Below are 23,615 nucleotides of genomic sequence, written 5' to 3'. Positions count from 1 at the left end.
CGCTCCCCCGCTTGGTCGCAGTTGAGCAGTATCAAGGCATTGATGACTTTGGATGCTGCGTGCGTGCCTTTGCCTGCGATGCCCTGCAACTCGGCACTTTCCTGCTCTGACAAGGTGACTTTGTAATGTCCCATTCCCCATTGTCCACGTCAAATTTCTCATGACGCGACACTAGGTCGCGAACGCTCGCGAGGCAAACAGAGAACAGAGAGAGAAAATGGCCGGGAATGGCCCCAAAAACCAGGTAGCCGGGGTGGTGGACGCTCGCGAGGGAAAGTGCGGTTTCACTGAGGGAACAGACAAAAAAATCCCAACCGATAAGAGTTGGGATTTCCATATATGGTGGAGCTGGGGGGATTTGAACCCCCGTCCGCAAGCCTTGTTCGGGCAGATCTACATGTTTAGCGGTCTGATTTAAGTCTCGCCACCTGTATCGCACAGTCGCATGCTATACAGGACGCCAGCACCCTACTTTCTTGTCCCGGGTTAAGGTACCCAACCCGGAACCAGCCGATAAAATTATCTTTACAGCCTGGAATCCTTAACTTGCGCTAAAAACCCCTTGCCCAGCCCATCGGCCTGCTGTTGTAAAGCTCGCAAGCAATTAAGCTGCGAGTGCGAAACGTTCGTCGTTTGCAGTTAGTTTGTTTGAATCAGTTTAACGAGCACACTCAGCTCGACATGCACCACACCGCGTCCGAACCCACGTCGAAACCAATGCAGCCCCAAGCAAGCTATCTTAAGTCATTTTCAATAAATTCAAGAGTTCTGAAGGCTTAATGATCGTGAAGTCAGCATTCCAGCTTTCCGCATCGCTGACATTTCCCAAATAACCATAAGCCGCAGCCACTGTGAGCATGCCAGCCGCCCGACCAGCAATAATATCTCGCTCATCATCACCGACGTAAACACATCGGTCCGGAGGCAAACCAAGCTGGCGCGCCGCTTCCAGCAAGGGGGCAGGATGTGGCTTTGAATAAGCCGTGGTATCACCACTGATAATGGTCTGAGCACTCGTAAAAAGTGACATTACCCGAGTCAACGGAAGTGTGAACCGGGCTGATTTGTTGGTCACCACACCCCACTTGAGTCCGTAATCACAAATGCGAGCAATCAGTTCGTCTACACCATCAAACGCATAGGTACTCTTCAGAAGCCGTTCTTCGTAGTTCAAAAAAAACTCTTCCCTCAATGTTTCGAATGCTGAGTCTTGAGGCGTCAAGCCAAAAGCTACGGCAATCATTCCTCTGGCGCCAGCCCCCGCCATTGGGCGGTACCTTGACAAAGGCAGTGACTCAAGCGATCTGTCAGTACGCATTTTGTCAGCGGCTGCGCCCAGATCGGGAGCGCTATCAATCAGCGTACCGTCCAAGTCAAACAGTACTGCGCTTATGTTGTTCATCATGTCGCTGTCAATTTATCTTCAGCATGGTTTGATACTCGTTCGGTTTTTTGAGTAGCCACAAAATAATTCACACTGGTATTGGCGCTCAGCCAGTAGTGGCGCGTCAGCGGGTTGTATTCAAGGCCTTTGGTCTGCACGAAATCGAGACCGGTAGCCCTGCAATAACGGGCAATTTCACTAGGCTTGATCAACTTCGCATATTGATGCGTGCCACGGGGAAGCATATTGAGTACATATTCTGCACCGACGATGGCAAAGAGAAATGCTTTGGCGTTTCGATTGATGGTTGAAAAAAATACGTACCCACCCGGTTTGACCAAAGTTGCACAGGCTTTGACAACTGCTGCCGGATCAGGAACATGCTCAAGCATTTCCATACAGGTGACCATATCGAAAGTGCACGGCTGCTCTGCCGCAAGTGCTTCCGCACTAATTTCACGGTACTCAACCCCTTGGGTCTGGGCCTCAAGCGCGTGAAGCTGGGCAACTTTCAATGCCTTGCTTGCCAAATCTATTCCGAGCACGGTGGCACCTTCGCGTGCCATTGAATCTGCCAAAATCCCGCCACCGCAACCAACGTCAAGTACATGTAACCCTTTCAGCGACGCAAAACTTGTAATCCAGTCAAGCCTCAGCGGGTTGATTTCATGCAATGGACGGAACTCGCTTTTTTTGTCCCACCAGCGATGGGCAAGGTCAGAAAATTTGGCCAGTTCGGCAGGATCGAAATTTTTGGTTGTAGGCATCGGATCATTATCGTTGAGGCATAAAAAAACCGCGCCGATGCGCGGTTTTTTGGGTAGTCAGGAAAGGATTATTTGTTAGCGCGGGTACCAACCACTTCGATTTCCACGCGACGATTTTTCGCACGGCCTTCGGCAGTTTTGTTGTCAGCAACAGGCTGTTTCTCGCCTTTACCTTCGGTGTAAACCCGGTTTTTCTCAATGCCTTTAGACACGAGATAAGCCTTCACGGCCTCTGAGCGGCGAACCGACAGCTTTTGGTTATAGGAATCGCTACCAACAGAGTCGGTGTGACCAACAGCGATAATGACTTCAAGGTTGATGTCCTTGATCTTGCCGATCAGATCATCCAGCTTTTCTTTACCTGCTGGCTTGATAACTGATTTGTCAAAGTCAAAGAAAGCATCGGCAGCGTAGGTAACCTTGGTAGCAGCAGGTGGTGCTACAGGAACAACAACAGGAGCGGCTACAGGAGGAGCAACCACCACAGGAGCAGGAGCAGGAGCGACGACAGGAACAATAGCACCATCGCAGCCTGGGGCAGCAGTCGCTGGGGTCCAGAAGTTGTCGCGCCAGCACAGTTCGTTGGTACCGTTTTTCCAGACCAACTCGTTGTTGCCGTTTTTCCAGTTGTCGATTGTTTGCGCACCAGCGGCGGTAACAAGCGCTGCGGAAGCAAACAACATTGCCACTTTGTTGAGTTTGTTCATGATTCTCCTCTAGAGAAAAGCCGCAGACTTGCTGCGATTATTAAGATTACACGCCTCAAGTGACCATCACTCGAGGAGTTACATTGATTGTGCCACACACATTCTGGCCTTCAAGCGCGCTGTAGCCTTCGTCTGACACAGAGCAGCGTTTCTTCCAAATATGTTGCAGGCCTGCCACAAACAAGGCGTTTTAAACTCAAGCCTTAAAATAAAAGCACTTTTCTCTCACACCTTGACATTTCCCAAACCAGGCTTTTCATGACCCAGTTCGCAAAAGAAACCTTGCCCATCAGCCTAGAAGAGGAAATGCGAAGAAGCTACCTCGACTATGCGATGAGCGTTATTGTGGGCCGGGCATTGCCTGACGCTCGCGACGGACTCAAGCCAGTACACCGGCGCGTGCTGTTCGCTATGCACGAATTAAACAACGATTGGAACAGGCCTTATAAGAAGTCAGCTCGTATCGTCGGCGATGTCATTGGCAAATACCACCCCCACGGTGACCAGTCGGTCTATGACACCATCGTGCGCATGGCCCAGGACTTTTCACTGCGCCATTTGCTGGTGGACGGCCAGGGCAATTTCGGCTCGGTCGATGGCGACAGTGCTGCGGCGATGCGTTATACGGAAATCCGGTTGTCCAAGATCGCACACGAACTGCTGGCCGATCTGGACAAGGAAACGGTTGACTTCGGCCCGAATTACGATGGCAGCGAACAGGAACCACTGGTCATGCCGACCCGCTTGCCTAACTTGCTGGTCAACGGCTCTGGCGGCATTGCAGTGGGCATGGCAACCAACATTCCGCCGCACAACCTGAATGAAGTGGTGGATGCCTGCCTGCATCTGCTGGAATATCCGGAAGCGTCCATTGATGAACTGATGGAAATCATTCCAGCGCCGGACTTCCCCACCGGCGGAATCATCTATGGTATCAATGGCGTGAAAGATGGCTACCGCTCCGGACGGGGCCGGGTGGTCATGCGCGCCAAGTGCCATTTCGAGGATATCGACAAAGGCCAGCGCCAGTCCATCATCGTCGATGAACTCCCCTACCAGGTGAATAAAAAGACGCTCCAGGAGCGCATGGCCGAACTGGTCCACGAGAAGAAGATTGAGGGCATCAGCCATATTCAGGACGAAAGCGACAAATCTGGAATGCGCCTGGTCATCGACCTCAAACGGGGAGAAGTGCCCGAGGTGGTACTGAATAATCTGTACAAACAGACTCAGTTGCAGGACACCTTTGGCATCAACATGGTCGCGTTGATCAATGGCCAGCCAAAACTGTGCAACCTGAAGGACCTGATCCAGGTCTTTATTTCGCACCGCCGTGAAGTGGTGACGCGCCGCACGGTGTTCACGCTGCGCAAGGCGCGCGAGCGCGGCCACGTGCTGGAAGGCCTGGCCGTCGCACTGGCCAATATAGACGAGTTCATTGCCATCATCCGCAATGCGCCGACACCGCCCGTTGCCAAGGCTGAACTGATGACCCGGGCATGGGACAGCAGACTGGTGCGCGAAATGCTGACCCGTGCGCGGACCGATGGCGGCATCGTCAATGCAGACGATTACCGCCCCGACGGGCTGGAGAAATCATTCGGCATGGGCAGCGACGGACGCTACCGGTTGTCAGAAACCCAGACGCAGGAAATTCTGCAGATGCGCCTTCAGCGCCTGACGGGATTGGAGCAGGACAAGATCGTTGCTGAATACAAGGAGGTCATGGCCGAGATTGACGACCTGCTCGATATTCTTGCGAAGCCGGAGCGAGTTTCCACCATCATTGGTGAAGAGCTGGCCGCCATCAAGCTGGAATTCGGCCAGACCAAGCTGGGCGCGCGGCGCAGCCATATCGAGCACAGTTCGTTTGACCTGAGCACTGAGGACCTGATCACGCCGACCGACATGGTGGTCACGCTCTCGCACACGGGCTATATCAAGAGCCAGCCACTGTCGGAATACCGGGCGCAAAAGCGTGGCGGCCGCGGCAAGCAAGCAACGGCTACCAAGGAAGACGACTGGGTTGACCAGTTGTTCATTGCCAATACCCATGACTACATCCTGTGCTTTTCAGACCGCGGCCGGCTCTACTGGCTGAAGGTCTGGGAGGTGCCGGCAGGCTCGCGCGGCTCGCGTGGCCGGCCGATTGTCAACATGTTCCCACTGCAGGAGGGTGAAAAAATCACCGTGGTCCTGGCCCTGACAGGGGAAAAACGCAGCTTCCCGGCTGACCAGTATGTCTTTATGGCCACGTCCATGGGAACCGTCAAGAAAACTCCGCTGGACGACTTCAACAACCCACGCAAGGGCGGCATCATTGCCGTGGCACTGGACGAAGGGGACTATCTGATCGGCGCTGCACTGACCGATGGAAAGCATGACGTGATGCTGTTCAGCGACGGCGGCAAAGCAGTTCGGTTTGACGAAAACGATGTCCGCCCGATGGGCCGTAACGCGCGGGGTGTCCGGGGAATGAATCTGGAGGATGGTCAGCGGGTCATCGCCATGCTGGTTGCCGAGGATGGCGAACAAAGCGTGCTGACGGCCACCCAGAAGGGTTTCGGCAAGCGCACGTCCATTACCGAATACACCCGTCATGGCCGGGGCACCAAGGGCATGATTGCCATTCAGCAAAGCGAACGCAACGGCAAGGTCGTCGCGGCAACACTGGTTCATGCCGACGATGAAATCATGCTGATCACGGACAGGGGTGTACTGGTACGCACGCGCGTCAGCGAAATTCGTGAAATGGGACGTGCCACCCAGGGTGTTACGCTGATAGGCTTGGATGAAGGCTCGCAACTCAGCGGGCTCCAGCGCATCGTTGAAAACGATGCGACTCTGGAAGATGCAGACGAAAGCCTGGATACCGATACTGAAAACGACGCAGGCAGCGATGCCGTCAACCCGGAACAAAATTGATGAAGAAACTGATCACCACGCTGGCATTTGCCAGCCTTGCCCTCACCACGGGGCTGCATGCCCAAACCACCGACGCCAAAACCGAATTGGCGGCCAAGGTCGTCAAGCTTCAGCAGGGGCCGGAACTTGACCGGCTCATCGCCCAGCTGGCAGGCAGCACAACGCAGGAACTGATCGCCAGCTGGGGGCCCCGGCTGGAAACGAATGTGGCCAAGGCCAACCAGCAAAAAGCGTCGGAAGCGCTGAATGCCGAACTCAAGAAGTATTCCGACGACACCAACCAGCTGATTGCCAAACAGGTCAGCAAAGTCAGCACCGATGTTCTGGTGCCAGCCTATGCCGAGCGTTTTACGCTTGAGGAGCTGCAGCAGATTGCCGCGTTCTTCGAATCACCCGCCATCAAAAAATACCAGGCTAACTCACCTGAACTTGGCAACATGTTTGTCCAAAAGTTGATTGATGCCTCAAGGGCCGATGTACTCGCCAGGGCCAAGCAGTTTGATGCAGCGGCGCTGAAAATTGTGGGTGCGACTTCGGCGTCACCCAAGGCCACCCCGCCCGCCAAGAAATGACCCGGCCCTTCAACTTCTCGGCGGGTCCTGCCAACTTGCCAGAAGCTGTCTTGCAGCAGGCAGCCGCCGAAATGCTCGACTGGCATGGCAGCGGCATGAGCGTGATGGAAATGAGCCACCGGGGCAAGGAATTCATTTCGATTTACGAAAACGCTGAAGCGGACTTCCGCGAACTGATGGCCGTTCCCAACAACTTCAAAATACTTTTCATGCAAGGCGGCGGACTGGCAGAAAACGCCATCGTCCCGCTGAACCTGTCGCGTGGTGGCTCGGCTGATTTTGTGGTAACCGGCAGTTGGAGCGACAAGTCGCAAAAGGAAGCGCGTAAATACTGCGATGTCCAGATTGCCGCCACGACGGAGAGCAGCGCCTTTACCAGCCTGCCGCCCACGGCTTCCTGGCAGTTGCGCCGCAACGCCAGCTATGTGCATGTCTGCACCAACGAAACCATCCATGGGGTCGAGTTCCAGCAGTTGCCAGACCTGAAGGGCCTGGGCAGCGACGCACCGTTGGTGATCGACTTCTCGTCGCAAGTGGCTTCACGGCCGGTTGACTGGTCCAGGGTCGGCCTGGCTTTTGGCGGCGCGCAAAAGAACCTGGGGCCTGCCGGCGTCACGCTGGTGGTCGTGCGCGAAGACTTGCTCGACCACGCCTTGCCGGTCTGCCCGAGCGCCTTCAATTACAAGACGGTTGCAGACAACGATTCGATGTACAACACGCCGCCAACCTACGCCATCTATATTGCGGGGCTGACTTTTCAGTGGCTCAAGCGGCAACGGGAAGGCGAGGCAACCGGCATCGAAGCCATTGAAAAGCACAATGTGGCCAAGGCGCAACTGTTGTATGACGCCATCGACAATTCCCAGCTGTATCTCAACAAGGTCAGCAAGGACTGCCGCTCCCGGATGAACGTGCCGTTCTTTTTGCGCGACGAGTCACGCAGTGACGCCTTTCTGGCTGGCGCAAAAGCACGCGGCCTGTTGCAACTGAAGGGCCATAAATCCGTGGGCGGCATGCGCGCGAGTATCTACAATGCCATGCCATTGGCAGGTGTTCAGGCTCTGGTGAGCTATCTGCAAGAATTCGAACAAAAACAAGCCTGACATGACTGCCAACCTTGGTGATTTGCGCGTCCAGATTGACGCGCTCGACAAACAACTGCTGACGCTCCTGAACCAGCGTGCACTGGTTGCGGAACAGGTGGGAGAAGTCAAAAAGCGCGAAGGAACGCCTTTTTTTCGGCCCGACCGGGTTGCCCAGGTCATTGAAAAGATCCAGCAAACCAACCAGGGTCCGCTTAAAAATGAACATGTTGCCGCCGTCTGGCGGGAAATCATGTCGGCCTGCCTGGCGCTTGAGTCACCGGTACGGGTGGCTTACCTGGGGCCTTCCGGAACCTTCAGCGAAGAAGCTGCCGTACAGTTTTTCGGCTCCAGCATTGAGCACGTACCCTGCACCAGTTTTGATGAAGTGTTTCGGACTGCCACGGCAGGCACAGCCGAATTTGGCGTGGTGCCGGTCGAGAACTCAACCGAGGGCGTCGTGTCACGCTCGCTTGACCTGCTGTTGCATTCGCCGCTGCACATCGTGGGAGAGGTCAGCCTGATGGTGCGGCACAACCTGCTGCGGCTTTCAGACTCCCTGGAAGGTATCGAAGTTGTCTTTGCGCACCCGCAAGCGCTGGCCCAATGCCAGGGATGGCTGACCACCCATTTGCCCCATGTCGAACGCCGCGCCGCTTCCAGCAATGCGGAAGGCGCGCGCCTGGCCACCACCCATCCTGCCTGGGCCGGCATTGCCAGCGCCCGCGCCGCCTCGCAGTTATCTCTGCACACGGCTGCGCATGCCATCCAGGACGACGCCTTTAACCGCACCCGCTTTGCGGTGGTTTGTCTGCCGCAGACACTACCGGCCCCGCCTGCCTCGGGCAAGGACTGCACCAGCCTGGTGGTTTCAGTACGCAACCGGCCAGGCGCCGTGCATGACATCCTGGCACCGTTAAAAACCCATGGCGTTTCCATGACGCGCTTTGAATCGCGGCCAGCCCGCTCGGGCCAGTGGGAATACTATTTCTATATCGACCTCAAGGGCCATCCATCCCAGCACCATGTGAAAGCCGCACTGGCTGACCTGCAGCAGCTTTGCGCGTTTTACAAAGTCCTGGGCACTTACCCCGTCAACGACTGATGCGAAATTCAGAGCGAAACCGACCCGAGCCAGGCAAAGATCATCATTTCGGGGGGCCGGCATGTTCGAACAATTAGGCCTCATCGGTTGCGGCTTGATGGGCAGTTCCTTCGCGCTGGCGCTCAAGCGTGCCGGTCTGGTCAAGCGCATTGTTGGCTACAGCAAATCGCCCTCCACCACTGAACGGGCCCGCCAGATGGGGGTGATCGACGTGGAGGCACCGTCGGCACTTCTGGCGGTTTACGGCGCAGACATCGTCTTGCTGGCCATCCCCGTGTCGGGCACGGAAGCCACTTTCAAGGCCATCCGGCATGTTGTCGCACCCACCACACTGGTGATGGATGTCGGCTCCACCAAGTGCGACGTCGTGGACGCAGCACGCCGGGCGCTAGGTGAGCAGCTGGGCTCATTTGTGCCCTGCCATCCGATCACTGGCAAGGAGGTCTCAGGGGTGGAACATGCGGACGTGAACCTCTACGCCGGCAAGCAGGTCATCCTCACGCCGATTGAAGATACCTTGAGCGCACAGTTGCAAAAGGCAACGGAAGTCTGGACGGCTTTGGGCTGCCAGGTGTTGCGCATGTCTCCCCAGGCACATGATGCAGCTTACGCAGCGGTCAGCCACTTGCCGCACCTGATCGCTTTTGCGATGATCAATGGCATCCTGTCCCAGGCGCAGGGCCATGACTATATGGCACTTGCCGGGCCGGGCTTTCGTGATTTCACCCGCATCGCCGCCAGCGCCCCGGAGATCTGGCGCGACATTCTGATGGCCAACCGCGAAGAGCTGCTCGAACAGTCCAGAATTTTCCAGCAATCCCTCCAATCGCTCGAACAGCTGATTTCAAGCGGCAACGAAGAAGCACTTGAATCAAAAATCAGGCAAGCCAGTGAAACGCGCGCCAAGTGGCGCATTTCCTCACACAACACTCCCAAGTAAAGCACCGTTTCATGTATGACACCGAGTTTCTGGACCTTCCGCCGCTGGCCTGTGCCGCAGGCGAGGTACGCCTGCCCGGCTCCAAAAGCATTTCCAATCGCGTCCTGCTTTTGGCCGCGTTGAGCCGCGGCCCGACCACGGTTCATGATTTGCTCGCTTCCGACGATACCGCAGTGATGCTCACGGCTCTCAAGCAACTCGGTTGTACTGTGATGCAAAACGGCGACACTGCGGTGATCGGGGGACTGGGCGGCCAGCTCATCGAGCGCAAGGCCACACTGTTCATGGGCAATGCAGGCACTGCCATCCGCCCCCTGACCGCTGCACTGGCGCTGCTGGGTGGCGAGTTTGAACTGTCGGGTGTGCCGCGCATGCACGAACGGCCCATTGGCGATCTCGTCGATGCCCTCAGGCAACTGGGATGCGTCATCGACTATTTGGGCAACGAGGGCTTTCCACCTTTGAGACTGCGTCCAGGGATTGTGAAGCTCGACCAGGCGATTCGTGTCCGGGGCGACGTTTCCAGCCAGTTTCTCACTGCCCTTTTAATGGCCCTGCCACTGGTGGCCAAGCAAGCCATCTGCATCGAAGTCGTCGGAGAATTGATTTCACGGCCTTACATCGAGATCACGCTCAACCTGCTTAGGCGTTTCGGCATTCAGGTGGAGCGCGAAGGCTGGCAGCGTTTCACGATTCCGGCCGGCAGCGTCTACCAGTCACCCGGAGATATCCACGTCGAAGCCGACGCTTCTTCCGCTAGTTATTTCATAGCACTCGGTGCAATAGCAGCAAGCGCAAAAGGCCAAAATAGCTTGAAAATACTGGGCGTAGGCGCGGATTCCATTCAGGGCGACATCCGGTTCGTCGAGGCCGCTCGCCTGATGGGCGCCCGCATCGACAGCATGCCCAACTCGCTGCAGGTATCGCGCGGTGCCTGGCCGCTCAAGTCGGTGGACATGGACTGCAACCACATCCCCGATGCCGCCATGACGCTTGCCGTGATGGCGCTGTATGCCGACGGAACCTCGGTTCTGCGCAACATCGGCAGCTGGCGCGTCAAGGAAACCGACCGCATCGCCGCCATGGCCTGCGAGTTGCGAAAGCTTGGCGCTACTATCGAAGAAGGTGCGGATTATTTAAAAATCATCCCGCCCAAGCAGGCCGGTGCCTGGAATTCTGCGGTTATTCATACCTACGACGATCACCGCATCGCCATGTGTTTTTCACTGGCGGCTTTCAACCCGGCCAATCTGCCAGTCCGTATTCTGGACCCCAAGTGCGTTGCCAAGACTTTCCCGGACTATTTCGAAACCCTGTTCTCGGTCACTCAAGCGCAAGACGACCAGATCCCCGTGATCTGCGTGGACGGTCCCACCGCCTCCGGAAAGGGAACGCTGGCAGCGCTGACGGCGCATCACCTCGGTTATCACTACCTCGATTCCGGCGCCCTGTACCGCTTGAGCGCTTTCGCGGCCTTGCGCGCTGGCCTGTCACTCGATGACGGCGACGCAGTTGCCCAGATTGCACGCAGCTTGCCGGTCCGGTTCAAGGGCGACCGCATCTTCCTGGCCACCGGCGACGACGAGGAAGACGTTTCCGAGAAAATTCGCACCGAAGTCGCAGGCATGGCTGCTTCCCGGGTTTCGGCCCATCCGCAAGTCCGCAATGCCTTGCTGGACTTGCAGCGCAGTTTCCGGCAACTGCCCGGCTTGGTGGCTGACGGCAGGGACATGGGCACAGTCGTGTTTCCCGACGCGCCGCTCAAGATTTACCTGACCGCCAGCGCATTGCACCGCGCCGAACGCCGGTACAAGCAGTTGATTTCAAAAGGAAACACGATTACAATCGCCGCCATTCAACAGGATTTGGAAGCGCGCGACCAACGGGACATGTCCCGCAAAGCCGCACCGTTAAGACCTGCTGATAACGCCCAGCTACTGGACAATTCCGACCTGACGATTGAACAATCGCTGGATCTGGTGATGGACTGGTGGCAAGGCACCCGACCCTTCTGACCCTCGACGCGCACCCCTAATGGGCCGCAGGGTTCGCAGGAAAATTTTCGTAACCTGCGGTCTTACCTGTAGTTTGACCGCGAAACCCCACCAAACCGCCGCAAGCAGCCATAAAAACAATAGCAATTCCGCTGTTGGAAACCTGCTGTGTGGATTAGGAAATTCATGTCTGAATCTTTTGCCGACCTGTTTAACGAATCACTCGAACGCTCTGAAATGCGATCCGGTGAAGTCATCACCGCCGAAGTAGTGCGCATCGATCACAACCATGTGGTTGTGAACGCCGGCCTCAAGTCAGAGGCTTACATTCCTCTCGAAGAATTCAAGAACGACCAGGGCGAAGTTGAAGTCCAGGTCGGCGACTTTGTGTCCGTTGCCATCGATTCCGTTGAAAACGGCTACGGCGACACCCTGCTGAGCCGCGACAAGGCCAAGCGCCTGGCATCGTGGATGAGCCTGGAAAAAGCACTGGAATCCGGTGAATTCGTCACCGGCCAGACCAGCGGCAAAGTCAAGGGTGGCCTGACCGTTCTGGTCAACGGCATCCGCGCCTTCCTGCCCGGCTCGCTGATCGACACCCGCCCCATCAAAGACTTGTCTCCGTACGAGAACAAGACCATGGAATTCAAGGTCATCAAGCTCGACCGCAAGCGCAACAACGTGGTATTGAGCCGCCGCGCCGTGGTCGAAGCCAGCATGGGCGAAGAGCGCGCCAAGCTGATGGAAACCCTGAAAGAAGGCTCTGCCGTCAAGGGCATCGTCAAGAACATCACAGAATACGGTGCGTTCGTTGACCTCGGCGGCATCGACGGCCTCCTGCACATCACCGACATGGCATGGCGCCGCGTGCGTCACCCAAGCGAAGTGGTGACGGCTGGTCAGGAAATCGTGGCCAAGATCCTGAAATTCGACACCGAGAAAAACCGCGTGTCGCTGGGTCTGAAGCAAATGGGCGACGACCCATGGATGGGCGTGAACCGCCGCTACCCGCAAAGCACCCGACTGTTCGGCAAGATCACCAACATTGCCGACTACGGCGCGTTTGTGGAACTTGAACCGGGCATCGAAGGCTTGGTCCACGTTTCCGAGATGGACTGGACGAACAAGAACGTCGCGCCAAGCAAGCTCGTGGCCCTGGGCGACGAAGTCGAAGTCATGGTTCTGGAAATCGACGAAGACAAGCGCCGCATCAGCCTGGGCATGAAGCAGTGCAAGGCCAACCCATGGCAGGAATTTGCCGTGGAAACCAAGCGCGGCGACCGCGTCAAGGGCCCGATCAAGTCGATCACCGACTTCGGCGTCTTTGTGGGCCTGGCTGCTGGTATCGACGGTCTGGTGCATTTGTCTGACCTCTCGTGGAACGAGCCCGGCGAAGCCGCTGTTCGCAACTACAAAAAGGGCCAGGAAGTCGAAGCGATTGTGCTGGCTGTCGATGTCGACCGCGAGCGTATCTCCCTGGGTATCAAGCAGCTTGATTCCGACCCCTTCACCACCTTCGTGTCGATCAATGACAAGGGCGCGATTGTGACTGGCAAGGTCAAGACGGTTGACGCCAAGGGCGCAGAGATCGATCTGGGCGAAGACATCATTGGCTACCTGCGTGCCAGCGAAATCAGCCGTGATCGCGTCGAAGATGCGCGCAACGTGCTGAAAGAAGGCGACGAAGTGTCAGCAGTCGTGGTGAACGTGGATCGCAAGACCCGCAACATCCAGCTGTCGGTCAAAGCCAAGGACAATGCTGACCAGCAAGAAGCCATGGCAACGCTCAGCCAGCAGTCGTCGCGTGAAAGCGCCGGCCTGACCAGCTTGGGCGCCTTGCTGCGTGCCAAGCTGGACAGCAGCGAATCCAAGTAATCTTGCGGGACAGTCCATATAACGCGGCTTGCCGCCCATGTGCACTGTCCCCAACCAGATAATTCCGGATGACCCGAAGCGATTTAGTCGAAGAACTGGCAGCCCGATTCAGCCAGCTGACTCACCGTGATGCTGAACTGGCTGTCAAGACACTTCTTGACGCGATGGGCGACACCTTGGTGCGCGGCAACCGGATTGAAATCAGGGGTTTTGGCAGTTTCTCCATCAACCGGCGGCCTCCCCGCTTGGGACGCAACCCTCGGTCAGGAGAAAGCGTGGCAATTCCTGAGAAATGGGTGCCGCACTTCAAACCAGGCAAGGCCTTGCGCGAAGCCGTCGATGCCCGAACAGACGAATTGCAGAAGGTTCCGCTGCCGGGTTGACGCTTGGGGCTTTCTTACCCGGTGGGCTGACTACAATGGCCATACCACTCCGGGGATTGCCAGTGAAACACCTGATGTGGCTGCTCAAGGCAGCCATTTTTTTTACGCTTTTTGCTTTTGCATTGAATAACCAGCAAACGGTTGCAGTGCATTTCTTTTTTGGCACCTTATGGCAAGCGCCACTCGTGCTTGTGGTGCTGGCCACCTTTGCCTGCGGTCTTTCGATGGGTATTCTTGTCATGATGCCGCGCTGGTGGAAAAAACGCAAAGCTGCTTTAGCCTCTGCATCGTCTGCGGTGCCGAAGGAAGCCGAAAACAACTCTGCATCGCTTCAACATGGAATTTGACTTCACCTGGGTTCTGCTCGGATTTCCGATTGCCTTCACGCTGGGCTGGCTGGCATCCCGGCTGGATCTGCGGCAGCTGCGCATCGAGAACCGCCAGGCGCCCAAAGCCTACTTCAAGGGATTGAACTTTCTGCTCAACGAGCAACAGGATCAGGCCATTGATGCCTTTATTGAAGCGGTCCAGAACGACCCCGACACGTCCGAGTTGCACTTCGCTTTGGGCAACTTGTTTCGCCGCCGTGGCGAATATGAGCGTGCCGTTCGGGTTCACGAGCATCTGATGTCGCGCGGCGACTTGACCCAACCTGAACGCGAGCGCGCCCAGCATGCGCTGGCACTGGATTTCTTGAAAGCCGGATTGCTTGATCGTGCCGAGGCTGCGCTTCGCAAGCTCGAAGGCACACCGTTTGAGGGGGAAGGCCAGCTTGCGTTGCTGTCGATTTACGAGCGTTCGCGTGACTGGGCCAATGCCACCGAAATTGCCGCCCGACTTGGAAACTCTACCCACGGCAGTTTCAGCAAACGACAGTCACATTATTTGTGCGAGCAGGCGAATGCCTCCATCGCCACGGGCGATACCGGTGTGGCGCTTGATCTTCTGATGCAGGCTGTCGCCATGGCGCCCGCTTCCGCCAGACCGTTGATTGATCTGGCCAAGCTGCAGAGCCAGCTATGCCTGGGACAGGATGCGTTTCAGACACTTCGCACTGTTACCACGGTCGCTCCGCAGGCTTTGCCACTGGCCGCCAACTTGTTGGCCAATGTAGCGCAAAGCAGTGGCGAACAGCAAGCTGCACTGGTGCTACTCAAGGCTGGCTATACCCAGGCACCTTCGATTGACCTGATTGAAGCTATTGTCAAACTTGAAAAAGACTCGTTTTCCGCCAGAAAATGGTATGTGACGCACATGGAGCGTGAAATTTCCCTGGTGGCGGCCAGCAAGTGGATTGCAGGAGAGAAACTTGAAGACGAACATCACCACACACTGGTGCTGCGGGCGATGGATCAGGCCACCAAACCCTTGATGCGCTACCGTTGCGCCGCTTGCGGATTTGAAGCAACCCAGCATTTCTGGAATTGCCCCGGCTGCCAGGCATGGGACAGCTACCCCATGCGCCGCATTGAAGAGTTATAAAGCTGTTGAACTTACCAAAAATGAACCCTGGCATCACTCCCGAAAAAATTGCATCGGCCCGCGTCCTCGTGGTGGGCGATGCCATGCTGGATCGCTATTGGTACGGTGCCGTGGACCGCATTTCTCCCGAGGCGCCAGTGCCTGTTGTGCGCGTGACCCGTACCGAAGAACGGATTGGTGCAGCCGCCAATGTGGCCTACAACATCGTGACGCTGGGCGCGCAGGCCTCCCTGTTGACGGTGGTGGGCGAGGACGAAGCCAGCCATACGCTGGAAGACCTGGTGGCGAAAACCGGCATCGCGCCCTACTTCGGACGCGATGCAAATCTCAAGACCACGGTTAAATTGCGCGTGATCGGGCGCCAGCAGCAATTGCTGCGGCTGGACTTTGAAAATACACCTGAGCATGAAGTGCTGGCAACCCAGTCCGCCACCTTTGAAACCCTTTACCCTGAACACGAAGCCGTCCTGTTTTCAGATTATGGCAAGGGCGGTTTGGCACACATCGTGACCATGATTGCTCAAGCACGGGCTGCCGGCAAGGTGGTTCTGGTAGACCCTAAAGGTTCAGATTTCGAACGCTACAGGAATGCCAGCATTATCACGCCCAATCGCGTGGAACTGGAGCATGTCATTGGTCCCTGGAGCAGTGAAAACGAATTGCGTACCAAGACCCACAATTTGCGATCGGCGCTCAATCTTCAGGCCTTGCTGGTCACCCGAAGCGAAGAAGGCATGACCCTGTTTGATGCGCAGGGAGAACTGCATGTGCCCACAGTGGCCAGAGAGGTGTTTGACGTCACCGGCGCTGGTGATACCGTGATTGCCACGCTGGCCACCATGGCGGCGGCCGGTTTGAGCCTGCGCGACGCAGTCCCAGTTGCCAACCGTGCCGCAGGCATCGTGGTGGGGAAATTCGGCACGGCCACCGTCAATTACAGCGAGCTTTTTGCAGCTTCCTGAGCGCTGCGACTCCCTGAACCTCCTAGGAAATTTCATGAAAATCGTAGTCACCGGCGCCGCCGGCTTCATTGGCAGCAATCTGGTCAAGGGACTGAATGCCCGCGGCATTGATGACATCATCGCGGTGGATGACCTGACGCAGGGCGACAAGTTCCGCAACCTCGCCGATCTGAAAATTGCCGACTACATCGATGCCGACGATTTCTATCGCAAGTTTGCTGATGGTGCCTTCGGACACATCGAGGCAGTATTCCATGAAGGAGCGTGCAGCGACACCATGGAACTCGACGGCAAATACATGATGGCTAACAATTACACGCTGTCGTGTAATCTGTTTCGTGCCTGCCAGAACCAGAACACCCGCCTGCTGTATGCCTCGTCAGCCGCCACGTACGGCGGCTCGGACACCTTCAGCGAGTCTCCGGAATTTGAACACCCGTTGAACGTGTACGGCTACTCCAAACTGCTCTTTGACCAGCACCTGCGACACAAACTCGGCACGAAATTTGAAAATACGCAGACGCAGGTTGCGGGTTTCCGCTATTTCAATGTCTATGGCCCGCGCGAGCAGCACAAGGGCCGCATGGCCAGCGTGGCTTTTCACCAGTACAACCAGTTCCAGGCCGATGGCAAGGTCAAACTGTTTGGTGACTACGGTGGCTACGGCCCGGGCGGGCAAATGCGCGATTTTGTCCACATCGACGATGTGGTGGCCGTGAATCTCTGGTTTTTCGACCATCCTGAAAAATCAGGTATTTTCAACCTCGGGACGGGTCGCGCCCAACCGTTCAACGATGTTGCGATTGCCGTCGTCAACACCTTGCGCCAAGGTCAGAATGCCAATCCATTGAGTCTTGAAGAGACCGTGCGCGGAGGCATGATTGATTACATCGGTTTTCCCGAGGCGCTCGTTGGCAAGTACCAGAGCTATACGCAGGCCGACTTGAGCGCCCTGCGCGCAGTTGGCTGCGAACATTCATTCGCTGATGTGCAAACCGGTGTTGCGGCCTATATGCAGTGGCTCAACAACAGCAAAAAATGACACCTTGCTCAATCCCCGAATTTTTTCTTTTTTGAACCGTTCCAAGCCAAGCATTCAGCACAGGTCCGACTGCGTTGAAAACGATTTATTTTTTCATGGCGCAACGCCAAAGGCCTGTCCATTCAGTTAAAGGATTCCCGATGATGAAACAATTACTGGCATTTTTCGCGGCCCTGTTCCTCACGGGCGCATTTGCTGCCATTGATGTTAACCAAGCCAGCGAAGCTGAACTCGACGGAATCAAGGGTGTCGGGCCTGCCACCAGCCGGCGGATCGTTGCCGAGCGAAACAAATCCGAGTTTAAAAGCTGGGCAGATTTCAGGAAGCGCATCAAGGGCGTGGGCAGCAAAAGTGCAGCGAGGTTTTCTGCACAAGGTCTGACCGTGGGCGGGACTGCTTACGAAGCAGACGTGGTTGATGCAAAACCTGCCAAAAAATGACCCGTCGCTATTCGCTCGGCATGGATTCAGAATACAAGAATTCCATTAAAAACTGAATTCGTTTACCCATGAAAAAACCCGCTCGAAAGCGGGTTTTTTCATTTGAAAGCCAAGGCGTTAAAGCCATCAACCCATGTGCAGGCCACCATTCAGCGAGAAATCAGCGCCCGTGGCATAACCACCTTCGTCTGACGCGATCCAGGCAATGATGGAGGCAATCTCTTCCGGTTGGCCCAGACGCTTGGCGGGCACGCCCGCCACGATTTTCTCCAGCACTTCAGGGCGAATCGCCTTGACCATGTCGGTGCCGATGTAGCCCGGGCTGACGGTGTTCACCGTGACGCCCTTGCTGGCCACTTCCTGGGCCAGCGCCATGGTGAAGCCATGCAAGCCGGCTTTGGCGGTGGAATAGTTCACCTGGCCAAACTGGCCCTTCTGGCCATTGACCGATGAAATGTTGATGACGCGGCCAAACCCGGCCTCGACCATGCCCTCGATGACCTGCTTGGTCACGTTGAACATGCTGTCGAGGTTGGTCGAGATCACGGCATCCCAGTCGGCCTTGCTCATCTTGCGGAACTGGCCATCGCGCGTGATGCCTGCGTTGTTGACCAGCACACTGACCGGACCATGCTCTGCCTTGACCTTGTCGAATGCAGCCACTGTGGAATCCCAGTCGCCCACGTTGCCGACCGAGGCATGAAAGGAATAACCCAGCGCTTTTTGCTCGTCGAGCCATTTGGCGAAGTCCCGCGTGGGACCACAGCCGGCAATGACGGTATATCCATCCTTGGCCAGCCGCTGGCAAATGGCCGTTCCGATGCCACCCATGCCACCGGTTACATATGCTACTTTGTTGCTCATTGTCTTCTCCTGGAGATCGTTGGACTTCTTAAAAACCCTTGCTATTACTCTAATAGCTGCTCACGCCCTGCTGGCAAGCGCGCATGACTGTTTTACCTGATATTCAGCGTTCCAAGGTGAGGGCAACCCCCATGCCGCCGCCAATGCACAGGCTGGCAATGCCTTTTTTGGCATCGCGCCGCACCATCTCGTGCAGCAGCGTGACCAGAATGCGGCAACCGGATGCGCCAATCGGGTGGCCAATGGAGATCGCGCCGCCGTTGACATTCACCTTGCTGGTGTCCCAGCCCATTTCCTGGTTGACCGCACAGGCCTGGGCGGCAAACGCTTCATTGATTTCGAGCAGGTCAAGATCCTGCACTTTCCAGCCTGCGCGCTGCAAGGCCTTGGTTGAGGCGGGCACGGGGCCCATGCCCATGTAGGCGGGGTCGAGTCCGGCCGTGGCATAGCTAGCGATACGGGCCAGGGGCGTCAGTCCAAGGGCTGCGGCCTTTTTGGCGGTCATGACTATCACCGCGGCAGCACCGTCGTTCAGTCCGGAGGCATTGCCTGCAGTGACGCCGCCTGCCTTGTCAAAGGCGGGGCGCAAGCCTGCCAGCCCTTCGGCGCTGGTCTTGCGGTTCAGGAACTCATCGGATGAAAACACCACCGGATCACCTTTTTTCTGGGGAATCGAAATGGGGATGATTTCATCCTTGAACTTGCCCGCATCCTGCGCCGCTGCCGCCTTGGTCTGGCTGGCAAACGCCAGCGCATCTTGGGCTTCGCGGCTGATGCTGTACTTCTTCGCGACGTTTTCTGCTGTGATGCCCATGTGGTACTGGTTGTACACGTCCCAAAGACCATCGACGATCATGGTATCGACCATTTTCCAGTCACCCATGCGCTGGCCATCACGCGAGCCGTTCAGGACATGCGGCGAAGCGCTCATGTTTTCCTGGCCGCCTGCAATCACGATCTCGCTGTCGCCGGTGGCCACGGCCTGGGCTGCAAGCATGACGGACTTCAGTCCGGAACCACAAACGGCATTGATGGTAAGACCCGGAATGCCCTGGGGGAATCCGGCCTTGAGCACGGACTGGCGAGCCGGGTTCTGGCCTGCTCCAGCAGCAAGCACCTGGCCCATGATGACTTCGCCAATCTGTTCAGCGTTCAGGCCCGAGCGTTCCAGCACGGCCTTGATCACGGCAGCGCCCAATTCAGTAGCAGGTATTTTTGCCAGCGAGCCGCCAAATTTTCCAACAGCAGTCCGGCCTGCTGACACGATAACGATCTCTTCCATGTTGTCTCCTTGATAAAACTAGCGATGCACCCGGGTGCTGTTGAACGAAAACGATGCGAAATGATAGAACCTGTCCCGACTCAAAACCCGAAACAGTTTTGGCCTGCTTCAGGCCTTGACCTTGACGTAGCGGCCGGGCGCGGGTTCGATGGCCTTGAATTTTCGGCTGCCATAGGTTTTGGGTGCCGCAATCTGCTTGCCGGCCTGGCCCTGCAGCCAGTCGGACCAGTCAGGCCACCAGCTTCCGGCATGCTCGGTGGCATTTTTTTGCCAGTCTTCCTGGGATGCAGGGTAGTTGTCGCCAGCAGTACGGCTTGATGCCAACTGGTCATTGGTCCAGTAGCTGCGCTTCTTTTTGGCAGGAGGATTGATCACGCCGGCAATGTGGCCGGACGCTCCCATGACAAAGCGCTTCTTGCCCGGCAGAACCTGGGTCGATGCATAGGCGCCGCCAATCGGCACGATATGGTCCTCGCGCGAGCCATAGAGATAGAACGGCATGTCCAGCTTGCCGAGATCAACCTTTTCGCCGCAAACTACCATTTTTCCGGGCTTGATCAGGTTGTTTTCAAAATAGGTGTTGCGCAGGTACCAGGCATAAAAAGGTCCTGGCAGGTTGGTTGAATCACTGTTCCAGTAGAGCAGGTCAAACGGCGGAGGGGTTTCGCCCTTGAGGTAGTTGCCGACCACATAGTTCCAGACCAGGTCATTCGGGCGCAAAAAGCTGAAGGTCGATGCCAAGTCCTTGCCCTTGAGCAAGCCGCCCTTGCCCATCTCGGCTTCGCGGTACTTCACCGAGGTTTCGTCAATGAAGATGTCCAGGATGCCGGTGTCGCTGAAGTCGAGCAGCGACGTCAGCAGCGTGACGCTTTCCACCGGTTTTTCGCCGCGTGCTGCCAACACCGCCAGCGCTGTACTGAGGATGGTTCCGCCAACGCAGAAACCCAGGGCATTGATGGTGTCGGCGCCGGTGATTTCCTTCACCACTTCAATCGCCTTGATGGGTGCGTTCTCGATATAGTCATCCCATGTCTTGCCAGCCATGGACTGGTCAGGATTACGCCAGCTCATCACGAAGGTCCGGTGACCTTGAGCCGTGGCATAGCGGATCAGGGAATTTTCAGGCTGCAGGTCCAGGATGTAGAACTTGTTGATGCAAGGCGGAACCATCAGGAAGGGCTTTTCATAAACCCTTTCCGTCAGCGGCTTGTATTCGAGCAACTGGAAATACTCGTTCTCGAACACGACGGCGCCTTCGGTGGTAGCGACGTTCTTTCCGACTTCGAAAATGCTTTCGTCGGTCATCGACACATGGCCCTGTTTCAGGTCGTGCAGCATGTTGGCCATCCCCTTGGCAATGCTCTCGCCCTGGGTTTCAATGGCCTTTTTCTGCGCTTCGGCATTCAGCGCCAGAAAGTTGCTGGGCGCTGAAGCCGCCATCCACTGCTCGACCGCGAAACGCAGCCGCGCCTTGGTCTTGGCGTCGCTTTGAACCGCTTCAGCCAGGCCCATGAGGGTCGTGGCGTTGAGTTGGTAAGCCGAGGCAAGGAATTTCGACACCGGACTGGCCTGCCAGGCGGGATCGGAGAAACGCCGGTCGGCCGGAGCCGCTGCATCTTGGCCAGTTTGCAAGCCCTGATTCCAGAGAGCCGATGCGCCGGCAATGTAGCGCTGTTGGAGCTCAAGCAGCTTGGAGGGCTCGAACGTGATCGACGGCTGGGAGGGTGCGAGGGACTTGAACACCGACAGGTCCATCGATGGAAAGCCGGGGGCAGTACCGGTGCCGAAGGAAGACATCGCCTGCTTGATCCCTTCTCCAAGGGTTTCCTGCATTTGTTGGGTCGCCTGAGTCCAGTTCAGTTCAGAATTCATCAATGTGTCCTCGGTGATGCAGTGTGCTGGCAAACGCTATCTGCTTGCAGCCAGTATCCTATCAATTACTTTTTAGATCCTGACAAGAAAGCATGAATTCATTATGTATTTGGTCGTAATCGCGTGGATGTATGTCGTGCTGATGATGAGCGCTGCCGAAGCTGCCAGCAGCAATGGAACCGTCCTGGGCGCATTGGTCACCCTTTTGCTCTATGGCATAGGACCGGTGGTGTTGGTGGTTTACCTGATGGGCGCTCCTGCGCGCAACAAGACGATCAAAAAACGCGAGGCCGATGCGCGGGCAAGCCATCTTGCCTCCGCAGGCCAGATGACGGGCCCGGACACCGCTTCAGCCGTCGCGCCAGATACAGGCAGCCATGCGCCCGGTGGTGCCGAAGCCATTGCCCGTGATACCGGCATCGCGCCGGTGGGAAAAGAACCTTGAGGGATTGCCCACCGTGCACCAGGGCGCGCTGCCGTCATTTCCATACACCTGCGTGACACCCAGCGCCTGCAGCCGAAGGCGGGCCAAGGCTGGCAGGTCGGCCAGGTATTTGCCCGGCCCGATGGCGGTGAAGTAACGCACCGCTTGGGGCTGCTGCGCGGCAAACGCAGCCCTCACCTCCTCGCCGACCTCAAACGCTGCAGGCCCTATGCACGGGCCCAGCCAAGCTATTATTTTTGTAGCTGCCTGTGCATGCCGGTATTGCGCAAGAGCACTAAAAGACGCATAAACCGATTCGATGACACCCTGCCCTGCGGCATCACCGCTACCGGCCAGCCCCCGCCAGCCGGCATGGGCTGCGGCGACCCTTGTGCCGTCCAGGGAAGTCAGCAGCACCGGCAGGCAGTCGGCCACCATGACGGTGCAGGCCAGCTTGCGATGCCCCGTGATGCAGGCATCTGCAGGCTGGCCGTCGGGAGTTCCCGGGTCCAGCAGTTCCACCCGGGCGCCATGCACCTGGTTGAGGAAGACGGCGCGCTCGGCGCCCGTGGCCCTCTTCAGCCGCTGGCGGTTGGTGTCTACCGATGCGGGCAGGTCACCCACATGGCTGCCCAGGTTCATGGCGTCAAACGGCACGGCCGAGACGCCGCCGGCGCGGCTGGTGAACACCGCCCTGACGCCGGCCGGCGCGGGCCAGTCCGGGACCAGCCAGTCAGCATGAAAACAGCCGGTCACCGTCAAGCCTGGCTGTCAGGACAGGCTGACGGATGGGATTTCTGGAAGGCTGGCAGCGCCATGCATGCATGGTAGGCGGCCATGGTCAGCGGCAAGCCGTCCAAATTCACCTTGAAACGCGAGGCATTGTAAATTTGCGGCACCAGGCAGCAGTCGGCCAGCGTCGGGGTGCTGCCGTAGCAATAGGCTGAAGCGGGCAAGCGCGCAAGCTGCCGCTCGAAGGCCTCCAGTCCTTCACGACACCAGTGGTGATACCACTGGTCTTTTTCTTCGCCGTTGACATGCAGGTCGCGCACCAGATACCTGAGGACGCGCAGGTTGTTGAGGGGATGAATTTCGCAGGCAATCGACTGCGCCAGTGCCCGCACCCTGGCGCGACCCAGTGCGTCGGCGGGCAGCAGCGCAGGCGCGGGATGTACTTCATCCAGGTATTCGATGATGGCCATCGACTGCGACAGCTTTTCGCCCTCCGCTTCGAGCAGCGGCACCAGGCCGTCGGCAGAAAGCCCCGCATAGTGCGCTTGCCGGTGCTCGTCCCTTGTGAGCTGGACCGCCACATAGTCGTACGCCAGTCCCTTGAGTTCCAGCGCGATGCGCACTCGGAACGACGCCGAAGAACGGAAATAGTTATGCAGCTTCATGGCCGAAAGCATAAACCGGGATCGTGCTTGCTGATTTTTCGCCAGCGAAGGAGGTGAACTGGTAGATAAGGTGAATATGAATTCAGTTAGGCTGTGTCAGCCGATGGCAGCAAAGC

At 57.1% G+C, this 23,615-nt stretch carries 22 protein-coding genes, 1 other RNA gene and 1 pseudogene; 14 read left to right on the top strand and 10 right to left on the bottom strand.

What is annotated here, in order from left to right; translation table 11 throughout:
* From IWX85_RS11820 to ompA, 5 genes and pseudogenes are all read right to left on the bottom strand, one after another.
* Positions 1-134, bottom strand: a pseudogene (locus IWX85_RS11820) (IS630 family transposase); the annotation flags it as partial.
* Positions 135-340: 206 nt separating this feature from the next.
* Positions 341-727, bottom strand: a transfer-messenger RNA (tmRNA) gene (gene ssrA, locus IWX85_RS11815).
* 12 nt (positions 728-739) lie between these two features.
* On the bottom strand, positions 740-1,405 hold the full coding sequence (locus tag IWX85_RS11810) for an HAD family hydrolase (protein ID WP_036804714.1): 666 nt from the start codon (positions 1,403-1,405) through the stop codon (positions 740-742).
* A complete protein-coding gene (gene ubiG / locus IWX85_RS11805; protein ID WP_196869855.1) occupies positions 1,402-2,151 on the bottom strand; it encodes a bifunctional 2-polyprenyl-6-hydroxyphenol methylase/3-demethylubiquinol 3-O-methyltransferase UbiG in 750 nt (249 codons plus the stop codon). Before ubiG ends, IWX85_RS11810 begins: the two co-directional genes overlap by 4 nt.
* A gap of 68 nt (positions 2,152-2,219) precedes the next feature.
* Positions 2,220-2,858 carry an outer membrane protein OmpA gene (gene ompA / locus IWX85_RS11800; protein ID WP_036804716.1) on the bottom strand — a complete coding sequence of 213 codons (639 nt, stop codon included), beginning with the start codon at positions 2,856-2,858 and terminating at the stop codon, positions 2,220-2,222.
* A gap of 258 nt (positions 2,859-3,116) precedes the next feature.
* Here ompA and gyrA point away from each other — a divergent pair, with 258 nt between their 5' ends.
* From gyrA to IWX85_RS11735, 13 genes are all read left to right on the top strand, one after another.
* Positions 3,117-5,783 carry a DNA gyrase subunit A gene (gene gyrA / locus IWX85_RS11795; protein ID WP_196869854.1) on the top strand — a complete coding sequence of 889 codons (2,667 nt, stop codon included), beginning with the start codon at positions 3,117-3,119 and terminating at the stop codon, positions 5,781-5,783.
* Positions 5,783-6,355: a DUF2059 domain-containing protein gene (locus tag IWX85_RS11790; protein ID WP_196869853.1), complete on the top strand. Its 573-nt coding sequence runs from the start codon at positions 5,783-5,785 to the stop codon at positions 6,353-6,355. The genes gyrA and IWX85_RS11790 overlap by 1 nt, the downstream gene beginning before the upstream one ends.
* Positions 6,352-7,458, top strand: coding sequence for a 3-phosphoserine/phosphohydroxythreonine transaminase (gene serC / locus IWX85_RS11785; protein ID WP_196869852.1), 1,107 nt, complete (start codon positions 6,352-6,354; stop codon positions 7,456-7,458). The genes IWX85_RS11790 and serC overlap by 4 nt, the downstream gene beginning before the upstream one ends.
* Before the next feature lies 1 nt (position 7,459).
* Complete coding sequence (gene pheA, locus IWX85_RS11780; RefSeq protein WP_196869851.1) at positions 7,460-8,542, top strand: prephenate dehydratase; 1,083 nt, start codon at positions 7,460-7,462, stop codon at positions 8,540-8,542.
* A gap of 61 nt (positions 8,543-8,603) precedes the next feature.
* A complete protein-coding gene (locus IWX85_RS11775) occupies positions 8,604-9,482 on the top strand; it encodes a prephenate dehydrogenase (protein WP_196869850.1) in 879 nt (292 codons plus the stop codon).
* 11 nt (positions 9,483-9,493) lie between these two features.
* Complete coding sequence (locus IWX85_RS11770) at positions 9,494-11,497, top strand: bifunctional 3-phosphoshikimate 1-carboxyvinyltransferase/cytidylate kinase (protein WP_196869849.1); 2,004 nt, start codon at positions 9,494-9,496, stop codon at positions 11,495-11,497.
* 165 nt (positions 11,498-11,662) lie between these two features.
* Positions 11,663-13,351 (top strand): 30S ribosomal protein S1, encoded by a 1,689-nt coding sequence (rpsA, locus tag IWX85_RS11765; protein WP_036804727.1) that lies wholly within the window; start codon positions 11,663-11,665, stop codon positions 13,349-13,351.
* Positions 13,352-13,419: 68 nt separating this feature from the next.
* Entirely contained in the window at positions 13,420-13,734 is a 315-nt protein-coding gene (locus tag IWX85_RS11760; RefSeq protein ID WP_036804729.1) for an integration host factor subunit beta, read from the top strand.
* 62 nt (positions 13,735-13,796) lie between these two features.
* On the top strand, positions 13,797-14,081 hold the full coding sequence (locus IWX85_RS11755; protein ID WP_036804730.1) for a LapA family protein: 285 nt from the start codon (positions 13,797-13,799) through the stop codon (positions 14,079-14,081).
* A complete protein-coding gene (gene lapB, locus IWX85_RS11750; protein ID WP_196869848.1) occupies positions 14,071-15,216 on the top strand; it encodes a lipopolysaccharide assembly protein LapB in 1,146 nt (381 codons plus the stop codon). The genes IWX85_RS11755 and lapB overlap by 11 nt, the downstream gene beginning before the upstream one ends.
* A gap of 20 nt (positions 15,217-15,236) precedes the next feature.
* Positions 15,237-16,178, top strand: coding sequence for a D-glycero-beta-D-manno-heptose-7-phosphate kinase (rfaE1, locus tag IWX85_RS11745; RefSeq protein ID WP_051984024.1), 942 nt, complete (start codon positions 15,237-15,239; stop codon positions 16,176-16,178).
* A gap of 34 nt (positions 16,179-16,212) precedes the next feature.
* Positions 16,213-17,220 carry an ADP-glyceromanno-heptose 6-epimerase gene (rfaD, locus tag IWX85_RS11740; RefSeq protein WP_196869847.1) on the top strand — a complete coding sequence of 336 codons (1,008 nt, stop codon included), beginning with the start codon at positions 16,213-16,215 and terminating at the stop codon, positions 17,218-17,220.
* Positions 17,221-17,363: 143 nt separating this feature from the next.
* Positions 17,364-17,660 (top strand): helix-hairpin-helix domain-containing protein, encoded by a 297-nt coding sequence (locus tag IWX85_RS11735; protein ID WP_231379703.1) that lies wholly within the window; start codon positions 17,364-17,366, stop codon positions 17,658-17,660.
* A gap of 126 nt (positions 17,661-17,786) precedes the next feature.
* Here the strand turns inward: IWX85_RS11735 and phbB are convergent, their stop codons facing one another.
* From phbB to phaC, 3 genes are all read right to left on the bottom strand, one after another.
* On the bottom strand, positions 17,787-18,524 hold the full coding sequence (gene phbB / locus IWX85_RS11730) for an acetoacetyl-CoA reductase (protein ID WP_036804738.1): 738 nt from the start codon (positions 18,522-18,524) through the stop codon (positions 17,787-17,789).
* 103 nt (positions 18,525-18,627) lie between these two features.
* Complete coding sequence (locus IWX85_RS11725) at positions 18,628-19,806, bottom strand: acetyl-CoA C-acetyltransferase (protein ID WP_196869845.1); 1,179 nt, start codon at positions 19,804-19,806, stop codon at positions 18,628-18,630.
* 108 nt (positions 19,807-19,914) lie between these two features.
* Complete coding sequence (gene phaC, locus IWX85_RS11720) at positions 19,915-21,678, bottom strand: class I poly(R)-hydroxyalkanoic acid synthase (RefSeq protein WP_196869844.1); 1,764 nt, start codon at positions 21,676-21,678, stop codon at positions 19,915-19,917.
* 103 nt (positions 21,679-21,781) lie between these two features.
* Here phaC and IWX85_RS11715 point away from each other — a divergent pair, with 103 nt between their 5' ends.
* Entirely contained in the window at positions 21,782-22,123 is a 342-nt protein-coding gene (locus IWX85_RS11715; RefSeq protein ID WP_196869843.1) for a hypothetical protein, read from the top strand.
* On the opposite strand, the gene pgeF is transcribed toward IWX85_RS11715, so the two are convergent.
* The gene (gene pgeF, locus IWX85_RS11710) at positions 22,028-22,858 is read right to left on the bottom strand and encodes a peptidoglycan editing factor PgeF (protein ID WP_196869842.1); all 831 of its coding nucleotides are present in this window, start codon (positions 22,856-22,858) and stop codon (positions 22,028-22,030) included. The genes IWX85_RS11715 and pgeF overlap by 96 nt on opposite strands.
* A 2-nt stretch (positions 22,859-22,860) precedes the next feature.
* Positions 22,861-23,499, bottom strand: a complete 639-nt coding sequence (gene maiA / locus IWX85_RS11705; RefSeq protein ID WP_196869841.1) for a maleylacetoacetate isomerase — start codon at positions 23,497-23,499, stop codon at positions 22,861-22,863.
* Between the last annotated feature and the right edge of the window lie 116 nt (positions 23,500-23,615).

Source organism: Polaromonas sp. CG_9.11, assembly GCF_015752225.1.
In the GTDB taxonomy this organism is placed as follows: Bacteria; Pseudomonadota; Gammaproteobacteria; order Burkholderiales; family Burkholderiaceae_C; genus Polaromonas.
Note: the sequence above shows the minus strand (reverse complement) of the source record. Positions and strands in the feature narration are given on the sequence as shown.

Coding starts and splice junctions, on each gene's coding strand:
- IWX85_RS11810 (WP_036804714.1), bottom strand. CDS start 1,405: ATGATGAACAACATAAGCGCAGTACTGTTTGACTTGGACGGTACGCTG.
- ubiG (WP_196869855.1), bottom strand. CDS start 2,151: ATGCCTACAACCAAAAATTTCGATCCTGCCGAACTGGCCAAATTTTCT.
- ompA (WP_036804716.1), bottom strand. CDS start 2,858: ATGAACAAACTCAACAAAGTGGCAATGTTGTTTGCTTCCGCAGCGCTT.
- gyrA (WP_196869854.1), top strand. CDS start 3,117: ATGACCCAGTTCGCAAAAGAAACCTTGCCCATCAGCCTAGAAGAGGAA.
- IWX85_RS11790 (WP_196869853.1), top strand. CDS start 5,783: ATGAAGAAACTGATCACCACGCTGGCATTTGCCAGCCTTGCCCTCACC.
- serC (WP_196869852.1), top strand. CDS start 6,352: ATGACCCGGCCCTTCAACTTCTCGGCGGGTCCTGCCAACTTGCCAGAA.
- pheA (WP_196869851.1), top strand. CDS start 7,460: ATGACTGCCAACCTTGGTGATTTGCGCGTCCAGATTGACGCGCTCGAC.
- IWX85_RS11775 (WP_196869850.1), top strand. CDS start 8,604: ATGTTCGAACAATTAGGCCTCATCGGTTGCGGCTTGATGGGCAGTTCC.
- IWX85_RS11770 (WP_196869849.1), top strand. CDS start 9,494: ATGTATGACACCGAGTTTCTGGACCTTCCGCCGCTGGCCTGTGCCGCA.
- rpsA (WP_036804727.1), top strand. CDS start 11,663: ATGTCTGAATCTTTTGCCGACCTGTTTAACGAATCACTCGAACGCTCT.
- IWX85_RS11760 (WP_036804729.1), top strand. CDS start 13,420: ATGACCCGAAGCGATTTAGTCGAAGAACTGGCAGCCCGATTCAGCCAG.
- lapB (WP_196869848.1), top strand. CDS start 14,071: ATGGAATTTGACTTCACCTGGGTTCTGCTCGGATTTCCGATTGCCTTC.
- rfaE1 (WP_051984024.1), top strand. CDS start 15,237: ATGAACCCTGGCATCACTCCCGAAAAAATTGCATCGGCCCGCGTCCTC.
- rfaD (WP_196869847.1), top strand. CDS start 16,213: ATGAAAATCGTAGTCACCGGCGCCGCCGGCTTCATTGGCAGCAATCTG.
- IWX85_RS11735 (WP_231379703.1), top strand. CDS start 17,364: ATGAAACAATTACTGGCATTTTTCGCGGCCCTGTTCCTCACGGGCGCA.
- phbB (WP_036804738.1), bottom strand. CDS start 18,524: ATGAGCAACAAAGTAGCATATGTAACCGGTGGCATGGGTGGCATCGGA.
- IWX85_RS11725 (WP_196869845.1), bottom strand. CDS start 19,806: ATGGAAGAGATCGTTATCGTGTCAGCAGGCCGGACTGCTGTTGGAAAA.
- phaC (WP_196869844.1), bottom strand. CDS start 21,678: ATGAATTCTGAACTGAACTGGACTCAGGCGACCCAACAAATGCAGGAA.
- IWX85_RS11715 (WP_196869843.1), top strand. CDS start 21,782: ATGTATTTGGTCGTAATCGCGTGGATGTATGTCGTGCTGATGATGAGC.
- maiA (WP_196869841.1), bottom strand. CDS start 23,499: ATGAAGCTGCATAACTATTTCCGTTCTTCGGCGTCGTTCCGAGTGCGC.